The 25,684-nt window shown below is 65.0% G+C and carries 20 protein-coding genes and 1 pseudogene; 15 read left to right on the top strand and 6 right to left on the bottom strand.

The annotated features are described in order from the left end of the window. Positions 1 to 309 (top strand): hypothetical protein, encoded by a 309-nt coding sequence (locus tag AC1D34_RS02470; RefSeq protein ID WP_441505925.1) that lies wholly within the window; start codon positions 1 to 3, stop codon positions 307 to 309. 16 nt (positions 310 to 325) lie between these two features. Next, positions 326 to 520: a hypothetical protein gene (locus tag AC1D34_RS02465; protein WP_441505924.1), complete on the top strand. Its 195-nt coding sequence runs from the start codon at positions 326 to 328 to the stop codon at positions 518 to 520. 186 nt (positions 521 to 706) lie between these two features. Here AC1D34_RS02465 and AC1D34_RS02460 read toward each other — a convergent pair whose 3' ends face one another. The 5 genes from AC1D34_RS02460 to AC1D34_RS02440 form a co-directional block, all read right to left on the bottom strand. Next, the gene (locus AC1D34_RS02460) at positions 707 to 1,381 is read right to left on the bottom strand and encodes an AroM family protein (protein WP_441505923.1); all 675 of its coding nucleotides are present in this window, start codon (positions 1,379 to 1,381) and stop codon (positions 707 to 709) included. A gap of 151 nt (positions 1,382 to 1,532) precedes the next feature. Next, positions 1,533 to 3,203, bottom strand: a complete 1,671-nt coding sequence (locus tag AC1D34_RS02455) for an OPT/YSL family transporter (protein ID WP_441505922.1) — start codon at positions 3,201 to 3,203, stop codon at positions 1,533 to 1,535. 57 nt (positions 3,204 to 3,260) lie between these two features. Next, positions 3,261 to 7,109: a hydantoinase B/oxoprolinase family protein gene (locus AC1D34_RS02450; protein ID WP_476823408.1), complete on the bottom strand. Its 3,849-nt coding sequence runs from the start codon at positions 7,107 to 7,109 to the stop codon at positions 3,261 to 3,263. After that, positions 7,106 to 7,891 carry an IclR family transcriptional regulator gene (locus AC1D34_RS02445; protein WP_441505920.1) on the bottom strand — a complete coding sequence of 262 codons (786 nt, stop codon included), beginning with the start codon at positions 7,889 to 7,891 and terminating at the stop codon, positions 7,106 to 7,108. The genes AC1D34_RS02450 and AC1D34_RS02445 overlap by 4 nt, the downstream gene beginning before the upstream one ends. 545 nt (positions 7,892 to 8,436) lie before the next feature. After that, positions 8,437 to 9,222: a class I SAM-dependent methyltransferase gene (locus AC1D34_RS02440; RefSeq protein WP_441505919.1), complete on the bottom strand. Its 786-nt coding sequence runs from the start codon at positions 9,220 to 9,222 to the stop codon at positions 8,437 to 8,439. 233 nt (positions 9,223 to 9,455) lie between these two features. Between AC1D34_RS02440 and AC1D34_RS02435 the strand changes: the two genes are divergently transcribed. From AC1D34_RS02435 to AC1D34_RS02420, 4 genes are all read left to right on the top strand, one after another. After that, positions 9,456 to 10,598: an ABC transporter substrate-binding protein gene (locus tag AC1D34_RS02435; protein ID WP_476823407.1), complete on the top strand. Its 1,143-nt coding sequence runs from the start codon at positions 9,456 to 9,458 to the stop codon at positions 10,596 to 10,598. After that, entirely contained in the window at positions 10,595 to 11,680 is a 1,086-nt protein-coding gene (locus AC1D34_RS02430) for a FecCD family ABC transporter permease (RefSeq protein ID WP_113515844.1), read from the top strand. Before AC1D34_RS02435 ends, AC1D34_RS02430 begins: the two co-directional genes overlap by 4 nt. Beyond that, a complete protein-coding gene (locus AC1D34_RS02425; protein ID WP_476770952.1) occupies positions 11,674 to 12,453 on the top strand; it encodes an ABC transporter ATP-binding protein in 780 nt (259 codons plus the stop codon). The genes AC1D34_RS02430 and AC1D34_RS02425 overlap by 7 nt, the downstream gene beginning before the upstream one ends. A gap of 232 nt (positions 12,454 to 12,685) precedes the next feature. Continuing rightward, positions 12,686 to 14,116 (top strand): amidohydrolase, encoded by a 1,431-nt coding sequence (locus AC1D34_RS02420; RefSeq protein ID WP_476823406.1) that lies wholly within the window; start codon positions 12,686 to 12,688, stop codon positions 14,114 to 14,116. A 142-nt stretch (positions 14,117 to 14,258) separates the two neighbouring features. Here the strand turns inward: AC1D34_RS02420 and AC1D34_RS02415 are convergent, their stop codons facing one another. Beyond that, positions 14,259 to 15,587, bottom strand: coding sequence for an NAD(P)/FAD-dependent oxidoreductase (locus AC1D34_RS02415; RefSeq protein ID WP_441505915.1), 1,329 nt, complete (start codon positions 15,585 to 15,587; stop codon positions 14,259 to 14,261). A gap of 324 nt (positions 15,588 to 15,911) precedes the next feature. On the opposite strand from AC1D34_RS02415, the gene AC1D34_RS02410 reads away from it, so the two are divergent. The 9 genes and pseudogenes from AC1D34_RS02410 to AC1D34_RS02370 form a co-directional block, all read left to right on the top strand. After that, the gene (locus AC1D34_RS02410; protein WP_441505914.1) at positions 15,912 to 16,760 is read left to right on the top strand and encodes a VOC family protein; all 849 of its coding nucleotides are present in this window, start codon (positions 15,912 to 15,914) and stop codon (positions 16,758 to 16,760) included. A 95-nt stretch (positions 16,761 to 16,855) separates the two neighbouring features. Beyond that, positions 16,856 to 18,460, top strand: a complete 1,605-nt coding sequence (locus AC1D34_RS02405; RefSeq protein ID WP_476823405.1) for an ABC transporter substrate-binding protein — start codon at positions 16,856 to 16,858, stop codon at positions 18,458 to 18,460. A 40-nt stretch (positions 18,461 to 18,500) separates the two neighbouring features. Continuing rightward, a complete protein-coding gene (locus AC1D34_RS02400) occupies positions 18,501 to 19,478 on the top strand; it encodes an ABC transporter permease (protein ID WP_113515850.1) in 978 nt (325 codons plus the stop codon). 3 nt (positions 19,479 to 19,481) lie between these two features. Beyond that, positions 19,482 to 20,312 carry an ABC transporter permease gene (locus tag AC1D34_RS02395; protein WP_441505912.1) on the top strand — a complete coding sequence of 277 codons (831 nt, stop codon included), beginning with the start codon at positions 19,482 to 19,484 and terminating at the stop codon, positions 20,310 to 20,312. Then, positions 20,309 to 21,937, top strand: a complete 1,629-nt coding sequence (locus tag AC1D34_RS02390) for an ABC transporter ATP-binding protein (protein WP_476823404.1) — start codon at positions 20,309 to 20,311, stop codon at positions 21,935 to 21,937. Before AC1D34_RS02395 ends, AC1D34_RS02390 begins: the two co-directional genes overlap by 4 nt. A 145-nt stretch (positions 21,938 to 22,082) precedes the next feature. Continuing rightward, positions 22,083 to 23,030 carry a hypothetical protein gene (locus AC1D34_RS02385; RefSeq protein WP_441505910.1) on the top strand — a complete coding sequence of 316 codons (948 nt, stop codon included), beginning with the start codon at positions 22,083 to 22,085 and terminating at the stop codon, positions 23,028 to 23,030. A gap of 61 nt (positions 23,031 to 23,091) precedes the next feature. Next, complete coding sequence (locus tag AC1D34_RS02380) at positions 23,092 to 24,333, top strand: extracellular solute-binding protein (RefSeq protein ID WP_476823403.1); 1,242 nt, start codon at positions 23,092 to 23,094, stop codon at positions 24,331 to 24,333. Between the two features lie 112 nt (positions 24,334 to 24,445). Next, on the top strand, positions 24,446 to 25,378 hold the full coding sequence (locus tag AC1D34_RS02375; protein ID WP_441505909.1) for a carbohydrate ABC transporter permease: 933 nt from the start codon (positions 24,446 to 24,448) through the stop codon (positions 25,376 to 25,378). Continuing rightward, positions 25,375 to 25,684, top strand: a pseudogene (locus AC1D34_RS02370) (carbohydrate ABC transporter permease); the annotation flags it as partial. The gene AC1D34_RS02375 and the pseudogene AC1D34_RS02370, both read left to right, overlap by 4 nt.

The following is a 25,684-nucleotide window of genomic DNA, read 5'->3' as shown; positions in this document are numbered from 1 at the left end:
GTGCAAAGCGAACGCCAGGTCACCTGGCTTCAGGGCAAGGGCCAGATCATCTGGCGCGACGGTACGCGCCAGCCTGTATCTTACAGTTTCGAAACATCCCGGAACGCGAACGGCAGATGCCGCGGGCATTTCGACCTCGATCTACGTCAGGTCGCACCCTTGCTGCTCTCCTATGAGATCAGGCTGCTCTGCGAGGACGGGCATGTCGTGAACCTTGCGATCACCGATCATTGCAGCGACGGGGCTACCTTCGTGGGCAGCCTCCTCGACGAGCGCTGCGAGAGCGAGGAGTTGCTCCATGACCGGTAACTAAGGGAAGGCTGATGTGATCAGCCTGAATTTTGACTTCCGCGACAGATCCGGTCTCGGAACTTACCAGATCCCTCGGGTGCTGCCAGCGGGCGAAATCAGGCACCGACAAGACCGGGTGCGGGGCTCCGATGGCCACGAGCGGGCGATCGAAGAGCATCGGATCCGGGCCGGCGTCACGCAGAAGAACCACTTCGGCAATCTGAAATAATCGAACGAGCCCTGACCGGTCGGAGGAGCGGCTCAAGGCGAGGCGCCAGACGCCGTCTTCCGTTTGCCGTTCAGAAGCACCGGCGCAAGGGCGGGTGTGGCCGATGTCAGGCCAGTCCCTGCGTCCTCCCGGAACTCCATTGCATGGCGATCTGCCCGAGATTGGGGCCGAGCGTGACGGGCGTGYTCAGACGATCTCGGAAACGAGCTTGCCGATCAGGCTGTTGGAGAGGATCACAGGCAGCTTCGCGGCTTCCGCGGCCTCGCGGCGATGAGCCTCGACGAAACCCATGCAGTCCATCAGCAGAACCTTAGCACCGCGCCTGGCGAGGTCGCGGGCCGCCTCGGACAGGTTGGAACCAGGCCCGCCATAGGGCGAGGCCGCAGCATAGAGCGGTTTGCGATCAAGCCCGGCCCATTTCCCGGCCTCGCTTGCGATCTGTTCGGCGAGCGGCACGATGATGCCGAGTTGCGCGCCCGGGGTGAGGGCGGCGACCGTTGGCGGCAGGATCCGATCAGGTTCGATCAGTTGCGCCCTGTCTGCCGCCAGGGTCTCGAAATGGCCGGTGCAGAGCATCAGGATCGTGCTGCAGCCCTCGGCTTCCAGCATGGCGATCTTGGCCTGCGCCGCAGCTTCGGTGCGGCTCCTGTCGATGATGACTGAGCTGCCGTCCAGCAGCTTGGTGATCAGCACGGCAGCTCCGGCGCGAGGGCCGAAGTCGCGCTCGATCTCGGCCTTGCTCCGCCCGTCCAGCACACCCGCATGGCGGCGCGGCAGGTCGGAGCCGATCACCGCGTCGAGAATGGGCGTGATGTCGGAGCGCGGCGCCTGGCCGATGGTCAGGGTTCCGAGTTTGCGCATGCGAGGCCGTCCTCTGTCGAATGGGACGCCCGTGCCGTTTCCGGCACGGGCGCTGAGATCATCGATYGGATCTCGTTTCCGGTCCGATGATCCAGCTCTGTGTTCGCATCGGCCGTCCCGAAAACCGCGAAGCAGTTTTCGGGCCGTTGCTTTAGCGCCTGAAGTTCTTGATCACCGAGTCGAAGAAGCTGAAGATCGCGTCTCCGGCGATGATGCCGGCGGCGAAGACCTCCATGTCCCCTTCGCCTGTGCTGCCGCGCAGCTTCTCCCAGACAAGCCGGCAGACGATGCCGGCCAGGACGGCCCACCCCGCCATCGGGAAGCTGATGAGCAGGCCGGTGGCGAAGAGCACGCCGATCTGGCGCTTCGGGCCGCCGATGAACTGCAGGATCGCGCCCGGGATCGCCCAGAGGAAGAGCTGCCAGGCGACGCCTGGCGCCACGCCGGCCTTGATCGTCGCGGCATAGACCTTGTTCACGGGGGCGACGAGGTTCTGGTCGAAATAGGACTGGTAGGAGACCAGCACCACCGCACCGGCGATGACGAAGGCGAACATCGCAGCAAAGAGCTGCTGCCGACGGCCGTCGCGCTCGAAGGCGGGATCGGCGCCGTTGCCGCGCAGGATGTACCCGGCCTTCAGATCATAGCCCATGTCGGCGAAGGCAGGCCCCGTCGCGGCGGAGAAGCCAACGAGCAACGCAAGCGCCGGCATCGGGAAGCCGATCAGCATGCCGATGATCAGCGTGATCAGTGCGACGGCGAAGGCCGGGAACCAGCCAGAGTGCATCGCGGCGAGGCCGACGATGAGCTCATGCACATAGGCCGCGAAGGCGGCATAGAGCACGAACAGGATCAACATCCCGATCGACATATCGCTCATCAGGCCGCCGACCAGCGCGATGAAGACCGCGATCACGAGATAGGCAATGGTGCCGAGACCGAGCGCGCGCCTGACTTCCGCATCGGAAACGCCGGAGGCCGCCTCGGCCAGCTTCTGGGCTTCGCTGCGCCTGAACAGGAGCTGCGCGACCTGAAACAGGGCAATCAGCCCTGCGCCGATCATGAAGCCGTGCGGGATATAGGCCGCCATCAGATCGCCCTTCGGGATGATCTCGGCGAAGAGCGGGCCGCCGAAGAGCTGGCTGGAATAGCCGCGCAGCAGCAGGCCGACGCCGAACATCGAGAGCGCCCAGATATTGCCGATGAAGGCGACGCCGAAGGCGGACATCGGAATGCCGGAGACCGCCGTCGAGCCGACAAAGCCGATGGCCGCGAGCGGCACCTTGACGAAGGAGGCCAGGATGCCGGTGACGAAGCCGACCCCCATCAGCACCGCCTTGCGTCCGCCCTCGTCGCCGGCCTTGATCGCTTCGGCGGCGGCAACGCCCGGGGGCCAGGCACCGGTCGCCGGAAACACCCGGGAATCGAACATCCGGTAGAGCAGGTAGGCGTCGAGCAGCATCGCCGCGAAGGCGCCTGCCAGCATCGGCAGCACCAGATCGGAGCGACCAAGCAGGAAGGGAATGCCGATCGGCAGCAGCAGGCTGTTGGCAGCCCCGAATGTCGCGGACGAGATCGCGCTCTGAGCCAGATTCTGAACATGGATCGAGCGGTAGCGCGTGAACATCGCTATCGGCACGCGCGCAAGCGCCATGGCGGCGAGCGCCCCGATTAGCGATGTGTTTGCCGTGATGCCCAGGGAGACCAGAAGCTGCATGCCAATGATCGCGCCAAAGACGCAAAGAATGGCGATCAGCACCAGCGTCCCGGGCTCGAACAGGCTCGGGTGCCGCTGAGGCACTCCTTTCGGTTGGTCCTTCATGCCTCAGTCCCCGTTATTGGCCCCTGGAGGGGCAGATGTGCTTGTTGATGTCAGTCGTCAGGCAACAAGGATGCCGGCCTTGGCCTCGCCGACGTCGTGCGTCGCATGGCCGGTCTGGACCCCGTAGTCGCGCTTGGCGGCCTCCGGTGAGACGAGGCCGAGTGCGATGTCGCGGGCGATGGCGTCGCGGGAGCGCTCCGCCGCCGCGCCGTAGCCGGCGCCGCCGGCGAGCACGAGTTCCACGATCTCATGGGGATGCTTGACCTGGACGAGGTCGCCCGTCCCGACATCCTTCAGGACATGGCCCTGCTCATCGATGACCCGCCCTGATGCTCCGCCGCCGGCCTTGCCGCCGAACAGGCCCGGGATCGGGTTGTTGACGCCTTCCGGATAGAGCGAGACCAGCGTCGGGAGACCGTCATCGGAGAGCTTGCGCAGGCGGACGCGCTGGCCGAGGCCGCCGCGATGCTCGCCGGCACCGCCGGAGTCGGTGAGATAGGTCTTCTCCACGACCAGCACCGGCACGCGCGCCTCGAAGGTCTCGATCGAGGTGTTGGCGGCCGAGGTCGGATAGAGAAGGCCGGACTTGCCGTCGCCATGGGCCGAGCCGCCCTGGCCGCCGCCGACGAAAAGCATGTCGGAATAGGTATCACCCGCCTGGTCCCGGCCATAGACGCTCGCCGCCACCGGTAGTCCGGTGAAGGCCTGGACCTGGTTCGGAGCGGCCTGTGACAGGGCGCGGAAGATGTTCGGCGCGATGTACCAGCCGGTGCGCGTCCGCAGGTTGACCGCGAGCGGCTTGTCGCAGTTCAGGATCGAGCCCTTCGGCGCGTCGATCGAGAAGGCGCGATAGCAGCCGGCATTGCCGCGGACATTCGGCGTCAGCATGCATTTCAGCGGGTAGGTCGCATGCGCCATTGTGTAGTTCAGGGTGCAGTTGAGCCCGCCCTGCGGCAGCTGCGGTGGGGCGCCGTCAAAGTCGAGATGGATCGTGTCGCCCTTGACCGTCAGCGCCAGCGGATAGGTCATCGGCGTGCCGAGCGGGTTGTTCGAGACGGTGCCGTGATAGGTCCCGTCCGGCAACGCGGCGATGGCCTCGCGCATGGCCTTCTCGGAACGGTCCTGCACCACCGAGGCGAGGGCGCGCAGATCCTGCATGCCGTAATCGCTCAGGAAGGACTGCAGGCGCTCGGCGCCGATCGCATTGGCCGCGACGAACGAGTGCAGATCGCCGAGAACCTGCTCGGAATTGCGGACGTTCTCGCCCAGCAGGCGGACGAGTGTCTCGTTGATCCGGCCAGCCTCGTAGAGCTTCATCGGCGGGATCTGGAAACCTTCCTCGTAGATCTCGCGGGCCCTGAGGCTGTCCTTGGTGCCGCCGATATCGGAGACATGGCCGACAGTGCCCATCAGTCCGACGACGCGGTCGCCCAGGAACACCGGCGTGACCACGGCAATGTCGAAGAGATGGCCGGCGCAGAGCCAGGGATCATTGGTGATCAGAACGTCGCCGGGCTTCAGGGTGTCGGCCGGATAGCGCTCGAGCAGCGCCTTGACGGCGCGCGGCAGGGTCAGGTTGAACACCGGCATGGCGCGTGGCGAATGAGCCAGCGTCTCGCCCTCGGGGTCGAGCAGCTCGCAGGCAAAATCCTGCGCTTCGGAGATCACCAGCGAGAAGGCCGTGCGGCAGACGGTCAGCCACATCTCCTCGACGACGTTGACGAGGCGGCTCCACATGATCTCCAGCGAGATCGGGTCGGCCTCGATCCGGCGCGCGGCCTCAGCCAGCGGCATGTCGGCGCTGATCGTGGTCTCGGCGGCGCTGGCCCGCCCGACGCTGACCAGCAGGTTAAGTACCTGGTCGATCGCAACCGTATCCCCGGGAGGAACGATGGTCGTCGCTTCGCGCTCCTCGATGATCGCGGGACCCTTGATGGAGTCGCCCGGCCGCAGCGCGTAGCGATCATAGACGGTCGCCTCGCTCCAGCCGCTCTCGAACCAGGCCTGGCGAGTGCCCTTCACCTTGGTGCCGGCATCGCCGCCGCCGGCCGCGCCGGAGAGCGAGAGGCTCGGCACCGGACCGGCGCAGCGGACGCGGAAGTTGATCGCCTCGAGACGGGCGCCCTCGTAGACCGAGGTGTAGCGCGCCGAATAGGTGGTGGCGAAGGCAGCGCGGATGGCGTCCAGGCTCGATGTATCGATCGTGCCGGCCGGCAACGTCACCGCGATATCGTGCATCTGGCCGACGAGGCGCATATCGGCCGAGCGCTCGACCGTGATGTCGGCTGGCTTCACGCCGGCCTCGAGCAGGTGCTTGCGGCCCTGCGCCTCCAGCTCGCTGAGCACGGTGTTGACGGCCTGGGCGTCAAAGCCCTCCGAGAACTCGACCGGCAGCGACTGCACCATGTCGAAGGAGAGCGGCGCGGCGAGAAAGCCGAGCGCCGAAGCCGCGCCGGAGGCCGGCGGAATGATGACCTGCCGGACGCCGAGCACGCGGGCGACATCGACGGCGTGCGCCGGGCCCGCCCCACCGAAGCCGACCATGGCGTAGTGACGCGGATCCTTGCCCTTCTCGACGAGATGGACACGCGCCGCGGCGCCCATGCTTTCGACGACGACCTTGTGGATGCCCCAGGCTGCTTCTTCCACGGAGAGGCCGAGCGGCTCCGCCACCGAGGCAACAGCCTTGCGCGCGGCCGCGAGATCGAGCGCCATGCGTCCTCCGAGGAAGAAGCCCGGATCATAATAGCCGAGCACCAGATTGGCGTCGGTGACGGTCGGCTTGGTGCCGCCCATGCCGTAGCAGGCCGGGCCGGGGTCGGAGCCTGCCGAGTGCGGGCCTACCTTGAGCAGGCCGACCTCGTCGATGGCGGCGATCGAGCCGCCTCCGGCGCCGATCTCGATCATGTCGATGACGGGAGCCTTGATCGGCAGGCCGGAGCCCTTGGCGAAGCGGTTGACGCGACCGGCTTCGAGCATCGGTGCGATCTCAGCGCGGCCGTCCTCGATCATGCAGGCCTTGGCGGTGGTGCCACCCATGTCGAAGGAGATGACGTCCTTGTGGCCGGCGAGCTCGCCGAACAAGGCTGTCGCAAGGCCGCCGCCGGCAGGGCCGCTTTCGAGCAGGCGGATCGGGAAGGTGCGAGCGGTCTCGGGGGAGACCAGGCCGCCAGCCGAATGCATCAACCGCAGCGAGCCGGTGAACGAGCGGGCTGCGAGTTCGCGCTCCAGCCGTTCCAGATAGCGCCGCATCAGTGGCTGGACATAGGCGTTCGCCGCGGTGGTGACGAAGCGCTGATACTCCCAGATTTCGGCGACGACCTCGCTCGACAGGGAGACCGTGAGTTCGGGGCAGGCGTCCCGGACGATCCGGCCGGCTTCCTGCTCATGGGCGGAGTTGCGGTAGCTGTTCAGGAAGCAGATCGCGATCGCTTCGCAGCCGGCAGCGGCCAGCTCGCTGGCGGCTGCACGCACCGCGGTTGCATCGAGCGCCGTCACGATCTTGCCGTCGCGGTCGATACGCTCCGCGACTTCGAGACGAAGCTCGCGCGAGACCAGCGGCTCCGGGAAGGTCAGGAACAGATCGTAGATGTCATAGCGCTGCTCGGTGCCCATTTCGAGGATGTCGCGGAAGCCGCGCGTGGTGATCAGGCCGAGCTTGGAGCCCTTGCGCTCGATCACCGCGTTGGTCACCAGCGTTGTGCCATGCACGATGTCGCCGATATCGGCCAGCGTGATGCCGGCCATCTCGGTCAGTTCGCCAAGGCCGATCAGGGCAGCCTCGGACGGATCATGCGGCGTGGTCAGGCGCTTGTGCAGCAGGACCGAGCGCTCCTGGCCGTCATAAAGGATGAAATCGGTGAAGGTGCCGCCGATATCGAAGCCGATGCGCCAACGATTGCTCATGGAGCTGTCTCCGCGATTGAGGGATGTAGGGGAAAGAAAAGCGGGTCCCGGGTCAGCGCCGCGATCTCGGCGGCGCCTTCTCCCAGAGAACGGATAATGGCGAGGCGCTCCTCCGGCGTGACGGTCGCTGCCGGGAAGGAAATGCAGAGCGCGACTTCGTCGCCGGTGCTCGGATCGCCGACCGAAACCGAGATGGCGCGCACGCCCCTGACCGCCTCGTCATGGGATTCGGCGTAGCCCTCGCGTCGTGTGACGGCGAGCCGCGCCAGGAGTTCGTCGAGGCCCTGCGGGGCTGTATCGGACGGCGGTTCGAAACCGCCGGCATAGAGGCGGCGGACCTCGTCGTCGGGAAGGCGGGCGAGCAGGGCGCGGCCGGTGCTGGACGCGAAGGCGGCAATTCGATCGCCAATCGACGTGACGACGCGCAGGGCGTGCCGTCCGGGATGGGCCGTGACGCCGACGATGTCGGTGCCGCGCCGCACGCTGATATAGCCGGTATGTCCGACCTCGTCCGAGATGCGCCCGATCACGGAATCGGCCCGGTCGATCAGCGAGGCGGCGAAGCGGTAGATATGGCCGACCTGATTGAGCAGCAGGGAGGGGCGGTAGCGCTTGCTGTCGCCGACCGTTTCCAGCAGCCCCTCGTCGCGCATCGCCCGCAGCAGTCGCGACGCATTGCTCTTCGGCATTCCAAGCAAGGAAACGAGATCCGTCACCGTCACATCGTGACGCGTGCTGGAGAAGCAACGGAGCACATCGACGGCCGCCGACAGAATGGACATCCGGGTGAGTCTAGAAAAGTTCCATAAAATGGAACTTGAGTTGCAATAACAGGAACAATATCGCGCCTGACCGAAGAGTCAACAAGCGTTAAGGATTGAGGGTGGAATGCGCTCGGACGAGGCGCTATGGCCCTGGAGTGCCGGATCAACGGCGGTCCTGCCTGATTGGCTTGTGTGCGTCCGTTGAAGCTGCAGGCAGTCCGACCCGCCCAGCGCTCGATCCGGTGCAGGTCAAGCTTCCTTGCCGAGCCCGGTCAGGCCGACAGGACCAGGAATGCCAGGGAAGGGAGTTCGACGACGAGGCTGCGCACAACCGGGCGTCGGCCAGATCGGAGAGGCAAGCGACTGCGCAAGGCGGCGCTGTTCCAGCCTTTCGCCGGACTGCGGCGCGGAGCGGCGAGCCGCCATTCATGTTGAGGTTGCGGGCTCGGACGATGCTGGCTCGCCCGGGTCGGGGCGAATGCGGCGCGTCTCAGGACGCGGCGCAGGGCATGCCGCCGCCTTCGCCTGCCAGGTCCGTCTGTGCGGGGGAGGCGGTAATCACCTTAGGACGGCTTGCGTGCGGAGATCAGGAAGCGGTTTTGCGCTGCGCGCTCGAGACGCTGGAAGAGCGGCATGAAGCGACCCTGGGCGCGGTGGATCGGGCCAAGGTCGCGGTCGACGACGACGTCCTCGAACCCTGCCTGCCTCAGCAACTCGGCGACGGCATCGGGGCGGCACCCATCAGAAAAATAGACGCGCGACAGGATGCTTGCATGGGTGTCCGCATAAGGTGGGGGAGGCGGCACATTCCTGCTCAGGCGTTTGACAAGTCGTGCGAGCCACTTGATCAACCGCCTGTCCGGTGGGGTGTTGATGGTGTCCGCGTCGATGATCGCGACGCGTCCGCCCGGCTTGAGTACCCTGTGCCATTCGGCGAAGGCGGCCGGCGGGTCGGGCAGGGTCCAGACAAGATGCCGGGTGACTACTGCGTCGTAACTATCCGAGGGCTCCAGCGTATTCTCGGCATCGCCGAGGAAGAGCTTGATCGGTCCCTTGCCCGAGACCTTGGCGCGGGCACGCGCCAGCATGGCCTCGGAGAGATCGAGGCCGGTCACCGAAAAGCCGAGTTCCGACAGCAGCAGCGAGATCACCCCCGTGCCGCAGGCCAGGTCGAGCGCCCGGCGCCCCTGATCGGTGCCAAGGTGCCGCGACAGAAGCGCGAGCCATGCGCGCCGTTCTTCCAGGGAAAAGATCTCGTGGCCTGGCGTCGTATCGAATGTCTCTGACCTGATGGACCAATAGTCCCGGATTTCATCCTTCAGGCTGCGATTTGCGATCGTGGTCGACATCGATCATTCGCCTTGTCTTGGTCCGTTTCCGGCACCTTTCACCACGCTGCGCTGCGTCTCACAAGTCTTTCCTTCGGTTCGCGCCGAGAAGTTTTGTGAATGAGCGGTCTGTTCTTCACTTTAGAATTCGTTTAATCAAGTAGATTGGATGTATTCTAAAAGATATGCCTTGACCGACCTTGTGTCATTTCATACGAGCCGCCCAGCTCAGACGAGGTTTAGGTGGTGGCGTGATGGCATTGCTTCACAGGGTTATTCAAGTAGCCACTCTGACCATTGGCCTCATCGCGTCGACGTTGCCTGCTTTCGCGGAGAAGGTCAGGGTCACGGATGTTCTCGGCCGGGCGGTCGAGGTCAACGCGCCAGTCGAACGCGTGATCCTGGGCGAAGGGCGGCAGATGTACTTCGTCGCCGCGCTCGACAGGGACGATCCGTTCAAGCGTGTCGTCGGCTGGCGGGACGATCTGCCGAAAGCCGACCCCGACAGCTACAAGGCCTATCTCGCCCGCTATCCCGCGATTGCCAAACTGCCGAATTTCGGTGGCATGAAGGAGGGCGCATTCGACGTCGAGCAGGCGATAGCGCTGAAGCCGGACGTTCTCTTCCTGAATGTCGAGGCGAAGATCGCCAGCGACGAGGCCAAGCTGGTCGAGAAACTCGCCTCCGTCGGCATTCCCGTCGTCTATGTCGATTTCCGCGAGAAGCCCTTCCAGAACACCGAACCGTCCATGCGGCTGATCGGCAAGCTCTTCGGCAAGGAGGCGCTTGCGGAGGACTTCATCACGTTCCGGGCCGAGCAGATCTCGCTGGTGACGGACCGTCTTGCCAAGGCTACGGCATTGAAGCGGCCGGTCGTGATGATCGAGCGCGCCGGGGGCTATTCCGACGATTGCTGCATGTCGTTCGGCAACGAGAATTTCGGCAAGATGGTCGAGATCGCCGGGGGCAAGAATTTTGCGGGCGACCTGATCMCCGGGACCTTCGGTACGGTCAATGCCGAGGCCGTCGTCGCCGCCAATCCTGATGTCGTCATCGTCACCGGCGGCAATTGGGAGGCCTATGTCCCGGGTGGGGCCTGGGTCGGCCTTGGCCCCGGCGTCGACCTGATCGAGGCGCGCCGCAAGCTCGCTGCGCTGTCGCGCCGCCCCGCCTTCGCGCAGACGGCCGCCGTCAGGAATGGCCGCGTCCATGGCATCTGGCACCAGTTCTACAACAGCCCCTACCAGTTCGTCGCGATCCAGGAGATCGCGAAATGGCTGCATCCCGACCTGTTCAGGGATGTCGATGCTGACGCCACACTGAAGGCCCTGCATGAGCGCTTTCTGCCCTTGCCTTACCAGCCCGGCTACTGGGTGACCGTCGAGGCCAAGGGATGAGCGAGATCGGAATATCTGGCGCCGCTGCCGAGGCGGTGCGCGAGGGCGGGGGGCGGGCGAGCTATCGCGCCCTGAACGCGCGCCGGCGCATGATCCTCGCCGGGCTCTTTCTGCTGCTGCTGCTGAGCTTCATTGCCGACCTGATGATCGGCCCGGCCCGCTATGCGGCGTCCGATGTCGTGCGTGCGCTCGTGATGCCGGACAGCGTCCCGGTTGCCGTGCGCGTCGTGATCTGGGACATCCGCCTGCCGGTGGCGTTGATGGCGGTTGTGACGGGCGCCTCGCTGGCCATGGCGGGCGCCCAGATGCAGACGATCCTGAATAACCCGCTCGCCAGCCCGTTTACCCTTGGGATATCGGCTGCAGCCAGTTTTGGCGCGGCGCTCGCGCTCGTGTTCGGCGTCGCCATCCTGCCGTTCGCCGTCGATTATATCGTGCCGTTGAACGCCTTCATCGCGGCGATGGGGGCGGCCATGCTGATCCATGTGCTCAGCCAGTCCCGCGGCGTGACGACCGAGACGGTGATCTTGCTCGGCATCGCCCTGGTCTTCACCTTCAATGCCCTCCTCGCATTGCTGCAGTTCTTCGCCTCGGAGCAGGCGCTCGGCGCTGTGGTCTTCTGGATGATGGGGAGCCTGACGAAGGCAAGCTGGAACAAGCTTGCGATCACCAGTGCCGTGGTTGTCCTGTGCGTGCCCTTCTTCATGCGCCGCGCCTGGGCCCTTACCACGCTGCGTCTCGGTGACGAGAAGGCGGCAAGCTTCGGCATCGATGTCAGGCGGCTGCGGCTGGAGATCATGCTGCTGGTCAGCCTGCTGGCGGCTGTGCCCGTGTCCTTCGTCGGCACGATCGGCTTCATCGGCCTCGTCGGCCCGCATATCGCGCGCATGGTGATCGGCGAGGATCAGCGCTTCTTCCTGCCGGCATCTGCGCTCGCCGGTGCCGCCATCCTCTCGGCCTCCTCGGTCGTCAGCAAGTCGCTGATACCGGGCCTCATCTTCCCGATCAGCATCGTAACGGCGCTCATCGGCGTGCCGTTCTTCTTCAGCTTGATCCTGACCAATCGGAAGCGGTCATGGTAGTTGGCCTGCAGCTTCGCGAGGTCGGCGTCCGTTACGGCCGCAAGGTCGTTCTGAGCGAAGTGACCACACCGCTGCTCAGCGGCGGGGAGGTCGTTGCCGTGATCGGCCCGAACGCGGCCGGCAAGTCGAGCCTCTTCCGACGGATTGCCGGCCTTGTGCCAGGGGCGGGCGAGGTCAGCATTTCCGGCGAGAGCTCCGTGCCCGGGCGCCGCGCGCCGTTGTCCTGCTACCTGCCGCAGGATACGGCGGTGAACGCAGTGCTCACGGTTTACGAATCGATCCTGCTCGCCTTCAAGCAGGGCGGGACATGGTCGGTCAGCGATGACGAGCTCAAGCGGATCGATTGCGTGCTGCGCGATCTCGAGATCGAGGATCTCGCCTTCAGGGGGCTTGGGGAACTCAGCGGCGGTCAGCGCCAGTTGGTTTCGATCGCCCAGACGCTGGCGCGCGAACCGGACATCCTCCTGCTCGACGAGCCGACGAGCGCGCTCGACCTGCATCGCCAGTTCGAAGTGCTGTCGCTCGTGCGTCGACTGGCGCGGGACCGCGGCATGTGCGTCCTGATCTCGATCCACGATCTTAATCAGGCGTTGCGCGTCGCCGACAGGGTCCTTGTCCTGGCCAAGACGCGCCTGGTCGCGATCGGCGCGCCGCGCGAGATCGTGACGCCGTCGCTGCTGGACGAGGTCTATGGCGTCAGGGCGCGCGTCGAAGGCCTGTCTAGCGGCGAGCCCTATGTTGTCGTCGAGGGCTCCACGCGCCACGCCGCATAAGGATCGGCCGTCCAGACGGGCAACGTCGTCCTCTTCTGACGCCCGGCGGCCCGGGCGCGTTCCTGCCCGTGCGGGATCCTGCGCTGGCTGCATGACCCGATCGTGCTCATGCTTCTTGCCGGCTTGTCGCGCTGGGCGTTTGGTCGCAACAGCGAGACGCAGGTTCGCGCCGACACCGATCCGGACGATCGGCCGCGCGACGGCATGGGCAGGAAAGAGCCAGGAGCAGGATATGACCGATCAGCAGAACACCGCCGAGATCTGGCGGTTGGCGGATGCCAAGAGTCCGGCTTTCTTCGAGCTTAGCGACCGCGTCTGGGCCGTGCCCGAACTGAATTATCAGGAGGAGCGTTCGGCCGCCGAACACGCCGCGATGCTCGGGAAGGAGGGCTTCCGTGTCGAGAAGGGCGTCGCCGGTATTCCGACGGCACTGATCGGCGAGTCGGGCGAGGACGGTCCGGTCATTGCGATCCTAGGCGAATATGACGCGCTGCCCGGACTGAGCCAGGAGGCCGGCGTCGCCGAGCAACGCCCGATCATGTTGGGGGGAAATGGCCATGGCTGCGGCCACAACATGCTCGGTTCGGCCTCTTTGCTTGCCGCGACTGCCGTCAAGGACTGGCTGGCTGCGAAGGGCATCAAGGGGCGCGTGCGCTATTATGGTTGCCCAGCCGAGGAGGGCGGCTCGTCCAAGGGCTTCATGGTGCGCTCCGGGCTGTTTGACGATGTCGATGTCGCCATCTGCTGGCACCCCTCCTCATTCACCGGCGTCAGCAAGGCGATCTCACTTGCCTGTGTCGAGGTCGAGTTTACCTTCCGGGGCCGTGCATCCCATGCAGCTGCCTCGCCGCATCTCGGTCGCAGTGCGCTCGATGCGGTCGAATTGATGAATATCGGCGTCAACTACATGCGCGAGCACATGCCGAGCGATGCGCGTGTCCATTACGCGRTCATCGATGCCGGCGGCATCGCGCCGAATGTCGTGCAGGCGCAGGCGACCGTGCGTCATTTGATCCGCGCCCGGACGCTCAGCGAGATGTGGGACCTGGTGCGGCGGGTCAAGGCGATCGCCGATGGCGCCGCTCTGATGACGGAGACTTCCGTCGTTGCGCAGCAATTGTCGGGCGATGCCAACCTCGTGGGCAACCGTCCGCTCGAGGAGGCGATGCACGCCAATCTCATCCGGCTCGGCGGGCCGGGTTTCGATGCCGCTGACCGCGCCTTCGCCGCAGAGTTCCAGAAGACCTTCTCGAAGGAGGATATCCGCGCCTCCTATGGCCGCTTCGGTCTGTCGGTGCGGGAGGGGGAATCGCTCAGCGACGACATCTATCCGCTGGACTATGTCGCCGCCCTCTCCGTGGGGTCCACCGATGTTGGAACTGTGAGCTGGGTCGTTCCAACCGTGCAATGCCGCGTCGCCTGCTATGCCGTGGGCACGCCCGGACATTCCTGGCAGCTGGTCGCCCAGGGCCTCGCGCCGGCGGCGCATAAGGGGCTCTCGCTTGCGGCCAAGGCCATGGCCGGCGTCGCGGTCGATGTCCTGTCCCAGCCGGCGCTGCTCAAGGCGGCCAAGGGTGATTTCGCTGCGTTCCGCGCCGAGAACCCGTTCCAGAACCCGATTACCGACGATATCGAACCGCCGCTCGACATGGCGGCTCATTGAGCGGGCATCGGCCACGAGCCGTTTTGGCTCAGCAAGGATCGCCCGGAGCCATCGTCCGGGCGATGATGTTCGAAATGGCGCCGGCGCTCCGGATCGATCGGTGCGGGTGCTGCCGCACGCACCAGCCTCGTGCGAGGAGTGCTTAGATCTCTGCCGCGTCCAGCCGCCGATAGAGCGGTAGCGCCAGCGGCGCGATCCGGCGCACGACCGCGCGGAACGGCTGGGGTTTTGGCTCGGACAAGGGCAGGCCGAGCGTCTCGATCGCCGTGCCTTGCGTCGCCCTGGCAAGCTCGCGACCAAGCGAGATGGACAGCGCAACGGCCCGGCCATTGCAGCCGACCCAGGCAAAGCCGTCCGGCCCGAGACGGTGGATGCGCGGATAGCCCGGCACCTGCGGCTGGAGCAGATTGTCGGGGGTCATCCCGACATAGCCCGACCAGACATAGTCGAACTCGACATCGCCGAGCTGCGGCCAGAGTGTTTTCAGCCGTGCCGCGATCTGCGGCCGCAGATTGACCCCGCCATCGCCCGGCAGCACGGCCGCTCCTCCGGTGACAAGGCGGTTGCGGGCGTCCCAGCGGGCGAAATAGAGTTCGCGATGCGTGTCCGACATCGCCTGGCGGCCCGGGATGACGGTCTTGGCGATATTGTCGCTGACCGGCTTTGTCGCCATCTGCCAGGACAGAACAGGGATGACCTCGCTGGCGATCTCGGGGGCGAGATCGCGCTCGAACTCGCCGGTATACGCATTGGTCGCCAGCACGAGCGCGCGAGCGGTGACCGAGCCGCGCGCGGTCTTCACCGTCCAGCGGCCATTGGCATGGCTCATCGAGGTGGCGGGAGACCGTGCATAGATGGTTGTGCCAAGCTTCAGCGCGACCTCGGCCAGTCCGCGTGTCAGCGCGAGCGGATTGATATGACCGCCCGTGCGATTCCAGAAGCCGCCGAACCAGGCATCCGACCCGAGCATCTCCGCCGCAGCGGCGCGATCGAGCAGTTCGACCGGTGCCCCGATTGCCGACCATTCGCGCACGCGCTTTTCGGCGAGCTTGAAGCGACCAGGCGAATGGACGGGCTGGATCCAGCCAGCTTGTTCAGCCTCTGCCGGGATATCGTATTTCCGCACGAGGTCGAACAGATACTGAGCGCTGTCGCGCAGCACCGCGTTGAAGCGTTCGCCGGCTTCGCCATGGCGTTTCACCATCGCGGAGGGATCGTGGCCGGCAAGCGTCGGGATGACCTGGCCATTGTTGCGCCCCGAGGCGCCCCAGCCGGGCTCGGCTGCCTCCACGATCGTGACGTCGACGCCGCTCTCGCGGAGATGGATCGCGGTCGAGAGGCCGGTAAAGCCGGCACCAATCACCACGACATCGGTCTGGACATCCCCTTGGAGCGCGCTGAGCACAGGCCCAGGCTGGGCGGTGGCGGCCCAGAGAGAGGGAGGCCAGGCGACGGAGGGCGGAGCAGTCATCGGCGGCGATCTTTCGCAAGGCGGGCTGGTCAAAACCCGTTTGGCAGGAGCTTGCGCATACTTGCCGCCATGACCGCCCGCTCGCAAGTAGGTTGGTTCCGGCGATTTGCCCGGCGGAGAACAGTTTTCTATTTTTCTCGCCAAAGACGAATGAAATCTACCAAATTTAGGCTTTCTCGCTCGGGTTGTTGAAAATACTATTCTCCGGACGCTATGTGTGCCGCGCAGCGGGGGCTGCTGGAAACGTCACCTCGAAGTGGTTGCGCCCCTCTGTTGGTTCGGATGAACTCTGCTTCCGTTGGGTTCTTGGTCAAAGGGGGCGTCATGTCGCTCAAGCACATTCTCGGTCTCGATCATGTCGTCGTGACCGTCCGCGATCTCGATGCTTCTGCCCGGCAATGGGAGCGCCTCGGTTTCACGGTCTCCCCGCGCGGCACCCATTCGCCGATCCTGGGAACCGGCAACTACACGATCATGTTCGGAGACGACTATCTCGAGCTGCTCGGCGTGCTGACCGAGACGGATCAGAACAAGCCGACCCGCGACTATCTGAAGAACCGGGAAGGGCTGGAGCGCGCTGCCTTCACCACGGATGATGCCGCTGCAGGCGCAGCTGAACTCAAGACCCGTGGCCTCGAAGCCCTGGGTCCCGTGCATTTCGGCCGCCCGGTGGATCTGCCGAATGGCGGGACGGGCGAAGCGAAGTTCAATGTCTTCCGCTGGCCTCTGAACGAGAGTCCCGGCGGACTGCGCATCTTTGCCTGCCAGCATCTGACGCGCGAGACGGTCTGGATTCCTGAGCTCCAGAAACATGCGAACGGCGCGAGCCGCATCGTTCGGGTCGAGGTCCTCGCTGCAGATCCGAAGGCGGCCGCCGGGCATCTCAGCCGTTTGATCGACGAGCCTGCGCGTCCGCAGGATGACGGCTGGCTGGTGCCGTCGGGCGGCAAGCGCGCCGATTTCCTGTTCTATGATGCGGCCGGTTTTGCGGGGCGCTATCCTGATGCGGTGCGGATCGGTGCGGCTCCCGCCGGCGCAACCGCGATCGTTCTGGCGAGTGCCGATCTCGAAGGCGCTGCCAAGGCGCTCGGCCCGCTCGCGGTGCGCCATGGTGGTGCCGTCAGCGTACCGGCCGACTCCGCCAATGGCGTGATCGTCAGCTTCGTACCGTGACGCGAGCCTTGGCTCCCCTTTGAGAACAGCCTGATGGCCGGATCATCGTGAATTCCGGCTCTGCCCTTATCGAACACCGGACCCAGGAGGTCTCCATGGACATGACCCGCCGCGCCGCGCTGCTGACAAGCGCCGCCATCGCTTCGAATGTGCTGTTCCCGATGCGCTCCTTCGCCCAGGAAACACCGCGCAAGGGCGGAGTCTTCACCGTCCATTACGGTGCCGAGCAGCGCCAGCTGAACCCGAGCCTGCAGGCCTCGACCGGCGTCTACATCATCGGCGGCAAGATCCAGGAGCAGTTGGTGGATCTCGATGCCAGCGGCCAGCCGGTCGGCGTGCTCGCCGAGAGCTGGGAGGCTGCACCCGACGGCAAGACGATCACGTTCAAGCTGCGGCCGGGCGTGACCTGGCATGACGGCAAGCCCTTCACCTCCGCCGACGTGCAGTTCACCGCGATGGAGATGTGGAAGAAGATCCTCAACTACGGCACCACGCTGCAGCTCTTCCTCACCGCCGTCGATACGCCCGACCCGCTGACGGCAGTGTTCCGCTACGAGCGCCCGATGCCGCTCAACCTGTTGCTGCGCGCACTGCCCGATCTCGGCTACATCTCGCCGCGCCATCTCTACGAAGGCAAAGGCGACATCCGCCAGAACCCGGTCAATCTGGCACCGGTGGGCACGGGGCCGTTCAAGTTCGCGCAGTACGAGCGGGGCCAGCACATCATTGCCGACCGCAACCCGAACTACTGGCGCGCCAACGCCCCCTATCTCGACCGGATCGTCTGGCGCGTGGTCACCGATCGCGCTGCCGCCGCCGCCCAGATGGAAGCCGGACAGATCCACTACAGCCCGTTCTCGGGCCTGACGATCTCGGATTCCGCCCGTCTCGGCAAGGATCCGCGCTTCATCGTTTCGACCAAGGGCAACGAGGGCAACGCCCGCACGAACACGATCGAGTTCAATTTCCGCCGCAAGGAACTCGCGGATATCCGGGTCAGGCGCGCGATCGCGCATGCGCTCGACATCCCGTTCTTCATCGAGAATTTCCTCGGCGATTTCGCCAAGCTCGGCACAGGTCCGGTCCCCTCCGTCTCGACCGATTTCTATCCGGCCGATAACGGCCCGCAATATCCCTTCGACAAGGCACTCGCCGCGAAGCTGCTCGACGAAGCCGGGTTCAAGGCCGGCGCTGGCGGAACGCGCTTCTCGGTGCGCCTGCTGCCGGCTCCATGGGGCGAGGACATCACGCTCTTTGCCACCTTCATCCAGCAGTCGCTCGCCAATGTCGGCATCAAGGTCGAGAGCGTGCGCAACGATGGTGGCGGCTACCTGAAGCAGGTCTATGACGATCACGCCTTCGACTTGGCTACGGGCTGGCATCAGTACCGCAATGATCCTGCGGTCTCGACGACGGTGTGGTATCGCTCTGGGCAGCCCAAGGGTGCGCCATGGACCAATCAATGGGACTGGACCGATCCGACGATCGACAAGATCATCGACGACGCGGCGACCGAGGTGGATCCGACGAAGCGCAAGGCGCTCTATGGCGACTTCGTACGGCGCGCCAACACAGAGCTGCCGATCTGGACGCCGATCGAGCAGATCTTCCTGACGGTGATCAACGCCAAGGCCCGCAACCACTCCAACACGCCGCGCTGGGGCTCGAGTTCCTGGCACGATCTTTGGTTGGCGGAGTGACACGTCCACCAGCCTCCGCAGTCGAAACCGGCCAGTTCCCATGCGCGTATTAGCTCTTGCGGGGCGGCGTCTTGCCGCCTCGATCCCGACCCTGATCCTGATCCTGATCGGGGTGTTTCTGCTGCTGCAGTTCGCGCCGGGCGATACGGTCGATGCGATGATGGCGCAAATGGGCGGTGGCGATGCCGCCACCGCCCGCCATCTGCGCGAGTTCTACGGGCTCGATCTCTCGGTCTGGGCCCAGCTCGGCAATTATCTCTGGCGACTGGTCAGGCTCGATCTTGGCTTCTCGGCGATCTACGGCAAGCCGGTCGTGACCGTGATTGCGGAGCGGCTGCCGGCGACGATCCTGCTGATGAGCGCCTCGCTGTCCTTTGCCTTTTTCTTCGGGCTGATCTTCGGTGTGATCGCGGCGCGCGGCGTCAACAGATGGCCCGATACCCTGATCTCGACACTGGGGCTGATCTTCTACGCCATGCCGACCTTCTGGTTCGGGCTGATGGCGATCGTCGTGTTCTCGATCTACCTGCAATGGCTGCCAGCCGGTGGTTTCGAGGATATCACAGTCAGCCTTACGGGGTTGGCCCGGACGCTCGACATCGCCAAGCACCTCATCCTGCCGACCCTGACGCTTGGCCTGTTCTACATGGCGATCTATCTGCGCATCATGCGCGGCTCGATGCTCGAGGTGCTCAATCTCGACTTCGTCCGCACGGCGCGGGCCAAGGGCATGGATGAGACGCGGGTGGTGGTGCGGCACGTCCTACGTAATGCGCTGCTGCCGATGGTGACGCTGATCGGCCTGCAGGCTGGCACGATGCTGGGCGGTTCTGTGGTGGTCGAGAGCGTGTTCTCGCTGCCGGGGCTGGGGCGGCTGGCCTATGAATCGGTCGTGCAGCGCGATCTCAACACCTTGCTCGGCATCATCTTCGTCTCGGCGCTGCTGGTGATCGCGGTCAATTTCATCGTCGACCTGCTCTATGCCCGGCTCGATCCGCGCATCACGGCGGGAGCCTGAGCCATGGAGTTCGCAAAGCTCTATTTCCGCAGTCCCTCGGCCGTCATCGGCCTGCTGCTGCTCATCCTCGTTCTGGCCATGGCGGGGACGGCCGACTGGCTCTATCCGCGCGATCCGCTGGCGCTTGCCGGGCGGCCGCTGATCTGGCCTTTCAGCAACCCGCGCTTCCTGCTCGGGACCGACAATTCCGGCCGCGACATCGCCGCGCAGATCTTCCATGGCGCACGCATTTCGCTGCTGATCGGTCTGGTCGCGACCTTCATCTCGGTCATGATCGGCATCACGATCGGCGCCTTCGCCGGCTATTACGGCAGCTGGGTCGACACCGTACTGATGCGCGTGACCGAGGCCTTCCAGACATTGCCGAACTTCCTGTTGCTGCTCGTGCTCGTCGCGGTGTTCGGCTCGACCATCACCACGGTGACGGTCGCCATCGGCATCGTCTCATGGCCGGCTTCGGCGCGACTGACGCGCGCCGAGTTCCTTTCGCTGCGCAACCGCGAGTTCGTGCAGGCGGGACGCACACTGGGACTGAAGGACATCAAGCTGATCTTTGGCGAGATCCTGCCGAACGCATTACCGCCGGTGATCGTCTATGCCAGCGTCGTGATGGCGGTCGCGATCCTGCTCGAGAGCGCGCTCGCCTTCCTGAAGCTCTCCGATCCGAATGTTGCCTCCTGGGGCAACCTGATCGGCGCAGGGCGCGATGTGCTGCGCGTGCAGTGGTATGTCTCGGCCATTCCCGGCATTGCCATTCTCGTCACCGTGCTCGCCGTCTCGCTGGTCGGGCAGGGGCTCAATGACGCTCTCAATCCGAGGCTGAAGAGCCGATGACCCCGATTCTTGTTCTCGACGATGTCAGCGTGAAGCTGCCGGCCGGCGCCGACCGGTCGCACGCCATGGCGAATGTGTCGCTCTCCCTGGCGGCCAATGAGATCCTCTGCGTGGTCGGCGAATCCGGCTCCGGCAAGTCGATGACGGCCAATGCCATCATGCGGCTGCTGCCGGGCGGGGTCGCGATCGACGGCGGGCGCATCCTCTTCGAGGGCCGCAACCTTGCCGATGTGAGCGAGGCCGAGATGCGCAAGGTGCGCGGCGCCGGTATCGCGATGATCTTCCAGGAGCCGATGACCGCGCTGAATCCCTTGCGCAGCATTGGCGACCAGATCGGCGAGATGTTCGAGATCCATACCGATCTGCCGGCTGGCGAGATCAGGACGCGGGTCCTCGCCCTGCTCGATGAAGTGCGGATTCCCGATCCGGCTTCGACGCTCAAGRCTTATCCGCATGAACTCTCGGGCGGTCAGCGCCAGCGCGCCATGATCGCCATGGCGCTCGCACTCGATCCCAGGGTGCTGATCGCCGACGAGCCGACGACTGCGCTCGACGTCACCACCCAGGCGCAGATCCTCGAACTCATTCGCGACCTGCAGCGGCGCAAGGGCACGGCCGTTCTGTTCATCACCCATGATTTCGGTGTCGTTGCCGAAATCGCCGACCGTGTCGCGGTGATGAGCCAGGGCCGCGTCGTCGAAGAGGGCACGGCCAGTGCGGTGCTGGACAATCCCCGGCACGCGTACACGAAGYAGCTGATCGCCGCAGTGCCGCCACTGAAGGCTCCGCCTCCGCGTCCGCTGTCGAGCGATCCGATCCTGACCATAGAGCACGTCTCGAAGACGTATCGCACCGGTGGCTTCTTCGGTCGCGGCCAGCGCATCACCCACGCGGTCAAGGATGTTTCGCTGGTGCTGCCGAAGGGCGGCACGCTCGGCATCGTCGGCGAGTCCGGTTCCGGCAAGTCGACATTGGCGCGCTGCCTCGTGCGCCTGATCGATCCCGAGAGCGGCGAGATCCGCCTGAACGGCCGCGACCTCGCCTGTCTGACCCGCGAGCAGATGCGGGCGGAGACGCGCCATATCCAGATGGTGTTCCAGGATCCATTCGCCTCGCTCAACCCGCGCCGCAAGGCGGGCGAGGCGGTTGCGCAAGGCCTCGTCGTTCACGGCATGCCGCGTGCGCAGGCATTGGCGCGCGCCAAGGAACTCTTTGGGCTGGTCGGTCTCGATCCCGCCGCGACCGAACGCTACCCGCATGAGTTCTCGGGCGGCCAGCGCCAGCGGATCGGACTTGCCCGCGCATTGGCTCTGGAGCCGGATGTGCTGGTGGCGGACGAGCCTGTCTCCGCGCTCGACGTATCGGTCCAGGCGCAGGTGCTGAAGCTGTTGGCGGAACTGCGCCAGCGTCTTGGCCTGTCGATCGTCTTCATCACCCATGATCTGCGCGTGGCGGCTCAGGTCTGCGATCTTGTCGCTGTCATGAAGAGCGGGGAGGTGGTGGAGGCCGGGCCGATCGGCTCTGTCTTCGGCAATCCGCAACACCCCTATACCCAAGCGCTGCTCGCCTCGATTCCCGGACGCGAGTTCGGGCTGGAGCGGGTGGCCGAGCGGCAGGAGGGCTGACCCCTCAGACACGCGTCGTAACCCTTCGCCCGGCGGCGCAGGGGCGAGCATTTTCCGGCTTGAACAGCGTTAACTGGTTCTATATTGGTATCGTACCAGAGGGTGTTGATCGCGCTGAGCGCGCGAAGCGGGAGCACGCGGAACAGTGGAAGGCGAAGGGTCTCTTTCAGGGTCCGCAGAACGTCCCGCTGTCTCTGCTGTTCCGAAGGAATCGGCCGGCTGGCGCATCCTGTCGCAGGTCAGCGTCAAGGGCAGTGCGCCCTTCAACGAGGACATGGCGGGATCTTCCGGCTCGCATGCATGGATCATCGACGGGTCCGCCTTCTTCTCAGGCGCTTCCAGAACGGAGCAGCAATCGGAAGGGGCGTGGCTCGCGCAGCGGGTCGATGAGATCCTGCGTTCCACGGCGCGCGATGAAGCCCCGCTTTCCGAGATCGCGGCAACTCTCGAGGTGGCTGCCGCTCGGGATTACGCCGTGCTGGGTGACGGTCAGCCTGAGCGTATCGGAGGAGAGGGGCCTTCGGCCGTCCTCGGCCTCGTGCGCCTTTCAGCCATGGGGGAATCCTGTCGTATCGAGGGGGTGGTGATCGGCGACGTGTCGATCATTATTCTCGATGGCGAACATATGGAGCGCTGGACGGACGCTTCGGCGGGCCCGTTCGAGGCCCGGACAATCGCAGCGGCCGGAACCGGCCTGCGGCGTGACGGCGAGCCGATTTCGGCGCCTGCTCTGGCGCAGATTCACGAGAATCGCCGTTTCCTGAACCAGCCGGATGGCTATTGGGCTGTTCATCCCGGGCTTCCGTGGCAAGCGGGCTTGCGTTCCTTCTCCGCGACCGTGTCCCCGACGGCGACGGTCCTGCTCGCTTCCGACGGGTTCATGCGCCTTGTCGATGTCTTGAAACGCTACGACGAGGCTGGTCTCATGCAGGCTGTGGTGCGCGACGGTGCGACTGCACTCGTTGCCGAACTGCGCCGGCTCGAGAACGGAGATCCTCGCACGGAACGGTTCAACCGCGTCAAGATCCACGATGACGCGACCGCGCTCGTCGTGACGCCGAACTTGCCGGCCGTCGAATTCATCCAACAATAACAAACGTTACGTTCAACGAGGGAGAGCAAACATGTTGGCCGGGATTCTGACCAGATCCATCTTGAGACGCGCGCTTGGCAAGCTCGCCCTGACGGCTTTCGCCGCCRCGACAGTCCTTGCGGCTCCGGTGCAGGCGGAAGATCTCACCCTCTGGAGCTGGCGCCAGGAAGATAAGGCAGCCTACGCCAAATTCATCGAGGCGTTCCGCAAGAAACATCCGGACATCAATGTGAAGTTCGAGGCTTTCGAGGCCGCGAACTATCCCACAGTCCTGTCGACCGCACTTGCTGGCGGCACCGGGCCGGACATCGTGCAGGTGCGCGCCTACGGCACGCTTGGCGTCGGCAAGCCGGACTATCTCGTGCCGCTCGACAAGACGATGGTGCCGGAATTCGACAATTTCCCCGCGTCGGCGGTGGCGGCAGAGACCATGCGGTCCGATGGCAAGCTCTATGCGGTGCCCTTCGCCTCGCAGACGATGCTGATCATCTACAACAAGGATCTGTTCGAGAAGGCCGGCGTCACGCCGCCTGCGACATGGGACGAGCTCGTCGCCGTTTCGAAGACGCTGAAGGAGAAGGGCATCACCCCCTTCGGTAACGGCACCGCCACCTCCTGGCAGAACGAGACCATCGTCGGCGCCTTGCTCTCCTCCCAGATCGGCAAGCAGTTCGAGCAGGACGTGCTCGCCGGCAAGGCCGACTTCACCGATCCGCGCTTCGTTGGCGCTCTCGCCCAGCTGAACGAGCTGAAGGAGTACTTCGCCCCGAATTTCTCGGGCGTGGATTATGCCGCGTCGCAGCAGTTCTTCGCGGCCGGGCGCGCAGCCATGTTTGCCGGTGGCTCCTTCGAGCTCGCCAACTTCCTGCGCCAGAACCCGAAGCTGAAACTGGGGATGTTCGCCTCGCCGGTTGCCAAGGCCGGGGATGAGCGGCTTGTCGCGCTCTATTACGATGGCGGCTACGCGATCAACGCCGCGTCGAAGAAGAAGGACGCAGCGCTCAAGTTCCTGCGCTTCCTCGGTACGCCTGAGTTCGGCACGGCCTTCTCGAACGATCTGCAGAACATCTCGCCAATCAAGGGCGTGAAGTTCGAGAATCCGTTGTTGAAGGAGGTCGCGGCGCTCAACGAGCGGGCCATGTCCTACATCATGCTGGTCAATTTCCGCTATCAGGAGCCGACGGGCTCGGTGCTGCTGCAGTCCGGCGTGCAGAAGATGCTGGCGGGCAAGGCGACTCCGGCCGAGGTCGGTGCCGAGGTCACGAAGGGCATCGGGACCTATTACGCACCCTTCAAGAAGTAAGCTCCGGGGCTGAAGCTCCCATGATGCGCATGGCCGGCAGAACCCGACCATGCGCTTGGACAGGCGCGCGCCGGGCTCTCCCCCTGAGTGCTGCTTCAACAGGCCAGGTCTCATGAAGACGGATTACCGACGCCGCGAAAGGCGCAAGCGCGCGGCCTGGATCGCATTTCTCATCGTGCCGCCGATGGCGATGATGCTGACCTTCGTCGTCTGGCCGCTGCTGGTGGCGCTCAGCTCTGCCTTCTATCGCTGGGAGGGGATGGCCCAGGGAGAATTCGTCGGCCTGCAGAATTTCAGCGATGTCCTGTTCGGTGATCATTTCGCGGCGCTGACCTGGCGCGCCTTCCGGCACAATCTCTTCGTCTTCTTCGCGCTTTTCGTGGTGCAGAACACCGCCGGATTTCTGCTTGCCTGGTTCATCTATCGGGAGCCGTTCGGCTTTCGCTTTCACCGGATCGCGATTTTCATGCCGGTGATCCTGTCCACCGTCCTGGTCGGGTTCCTGTGGAAGCTCTTCCTCGACCCCAATTTCGGCCTCATCAATCAGCTTCTCGACATGATCGGCCTCGGCGCGCTGCGCCAGCCCTGGCTCGGTCAGGAGACGACGGCGCTGCCCGCGCTGGTCATGGCCAATGCCTGGCACTGGGTCGGGTTTCCCGCCCTGGTCTATCTGGCCGGAATGCAGCGCATCCCCCGCGAAATCCTGGAAGCGGCCAAGCTCGACGGCTGCAGCAGCTGGCAGATGCTGACCCGTGTCGTCTGGCCACTGGTGGCGCCCTCCACGACCATCACATTGACGCTGCTCTTCATCGGCGCCTTCAACTGGTTCGAGCTGCCCTACATCATGGCGGGGCTGGACGGCTCGCCCTACGGGTCGACGGACGTGCTGGGGCTCTATTTCTACCGCACTGCCTTCGGCAACCAGAGCGCAGGCCTTCAGGATTTCGGGCACGGCAATGCGCTTGCCGTCTTGATGTTCATGTTCATCGCGGTCGTCGCGACGCTCATTACGCAGTATCTGCGCCGCCGGGAGATCGCGCTGTGACGGCAAAGGCCCAAAGCCCGGACCCATTGTTTCCGCGCAGCAGCCCCGGCAGCCTGATCGCCGCCGCGCTGCTCGTCGGCAACTCCGTTCTGATGCTCTACCCGATCGTCATCATGGTCTTCTCGGCCTTCAAGACGACCGGGGAGATCTTCGACGCACCGTTTTCCGTTCCTGATTTCACCTATGTCGCGAACTTCACCCGGATCTGGGGCGAGACAAGCCTGCCGGGCTACTTCATCAACTCGGTGATCATCACCGGCTCGTCCATCGCGCTTATCCTGCTGCTCGGCACGATGGGGGCCTATG

The sequence above is a fragment of the Allobosea sp. P1_A7 genome, assembly GCF_056406775.1.
Note: the sequence above shows the minus strand (reverse complement) of the source record. Positions and strands in the feature narration are given on the sequence as shown.

Bases quoted from the DNA above. Each gene is read 5' to 3' on its own strand.
- AC1D34_RS02455 (WP_441505922.1), bottom strand. From the start codon at position 3,203: ATGAAGGACCAACCGAAAGGAGTGCCTCAGCGGCACCCGAGCCTGTTC.
- AC1D34_RS02415 (WP_441505915.1), bottom strand. From the start codon at position 15,587: ATGACTGCTCCGCCCTCCGTCGCCTGGCCTCCCTCTCTCTGGGCCGCC.
- AC1D34_RS02375 (WP_441505909.1), top strand. From the start codon at position 24,446: ATGAAGACGGATTACCGACGCCGCGAAAGGCGCAAGCGCGCGGCCTGG.
- AC1D34_RS02450 (WP_476823408.1), bottom strand. From the start codon at position 7,109: ATGAGCAATCGTTGGCGCATCGGCTTCGATATCGGCGGCACCTTCACC.
- AC1D34_RS02445 (WP_441505920.1), bottom strand. From the start codon at position 7,891: ATGTCCATTCTGTCGGCGGCCGTCGATGTGCTCCGTTGCTTCTCCAGC.
- AC1D34_RS02430 (WP_113515844.1), top strand. From the start codon at position 10,595: ATGAGCGAGATCGGAATATCTGGCGCCGCTGCCGAGGCGGTGCGCGAG.
- AC1D34_RS02460 (WP_441505923.1), bottom strand. From the start codon at position 1,381: ATGCGCAAACTCGGAACCCTGACCATCGGCCAGGCGCCGCGCTCCGAC.
- AC1D34_RS02425 (WP_476770952.1), top strand. From the start codon at position 11,674: ATGGTAGTTGGCCTGCAGCTTCGCGAGGTCGGCGTCCGTTACGGCCGC.
- AC1D34_RS02410 (WP_441505914.1), top strand. From the start codon at position 15,912: ATGTCGCTCAAGCACATTCTCGGTCTCGATCATGTCGTCGTGACCGTC.
- AC1D34_RS02440 (WP_441505919.1), bottom strand. From the start codon at position 9,222: ATGTCGACCACGATCGCAAATCGCAGCCTGAAGGATGAAATCCGGGAC.
- AC1D34_RS02400 (WP_113515850.1), top strand. From the start codon at position 18,501: ATGCGCGTATTAGCTCTTGCGGGGCGGCGTCTTGCCGCCTCGATCCCG.
- AC1D34_RS02395 (WP_441505912.1), top strand. From the start codon at position 19,482: ATGGAGTTCGCAAAGCTCTATTTCCGCAGTCCCTCGGCCGTCATCGGC.
- AC1D34_RS02405 (WP_476823405.1), top strand. From the start codon at position 16,856: ATGGACATGACCCGCCGCGCCGCGCTGCTGACAAGCGCCGCCATCGCT.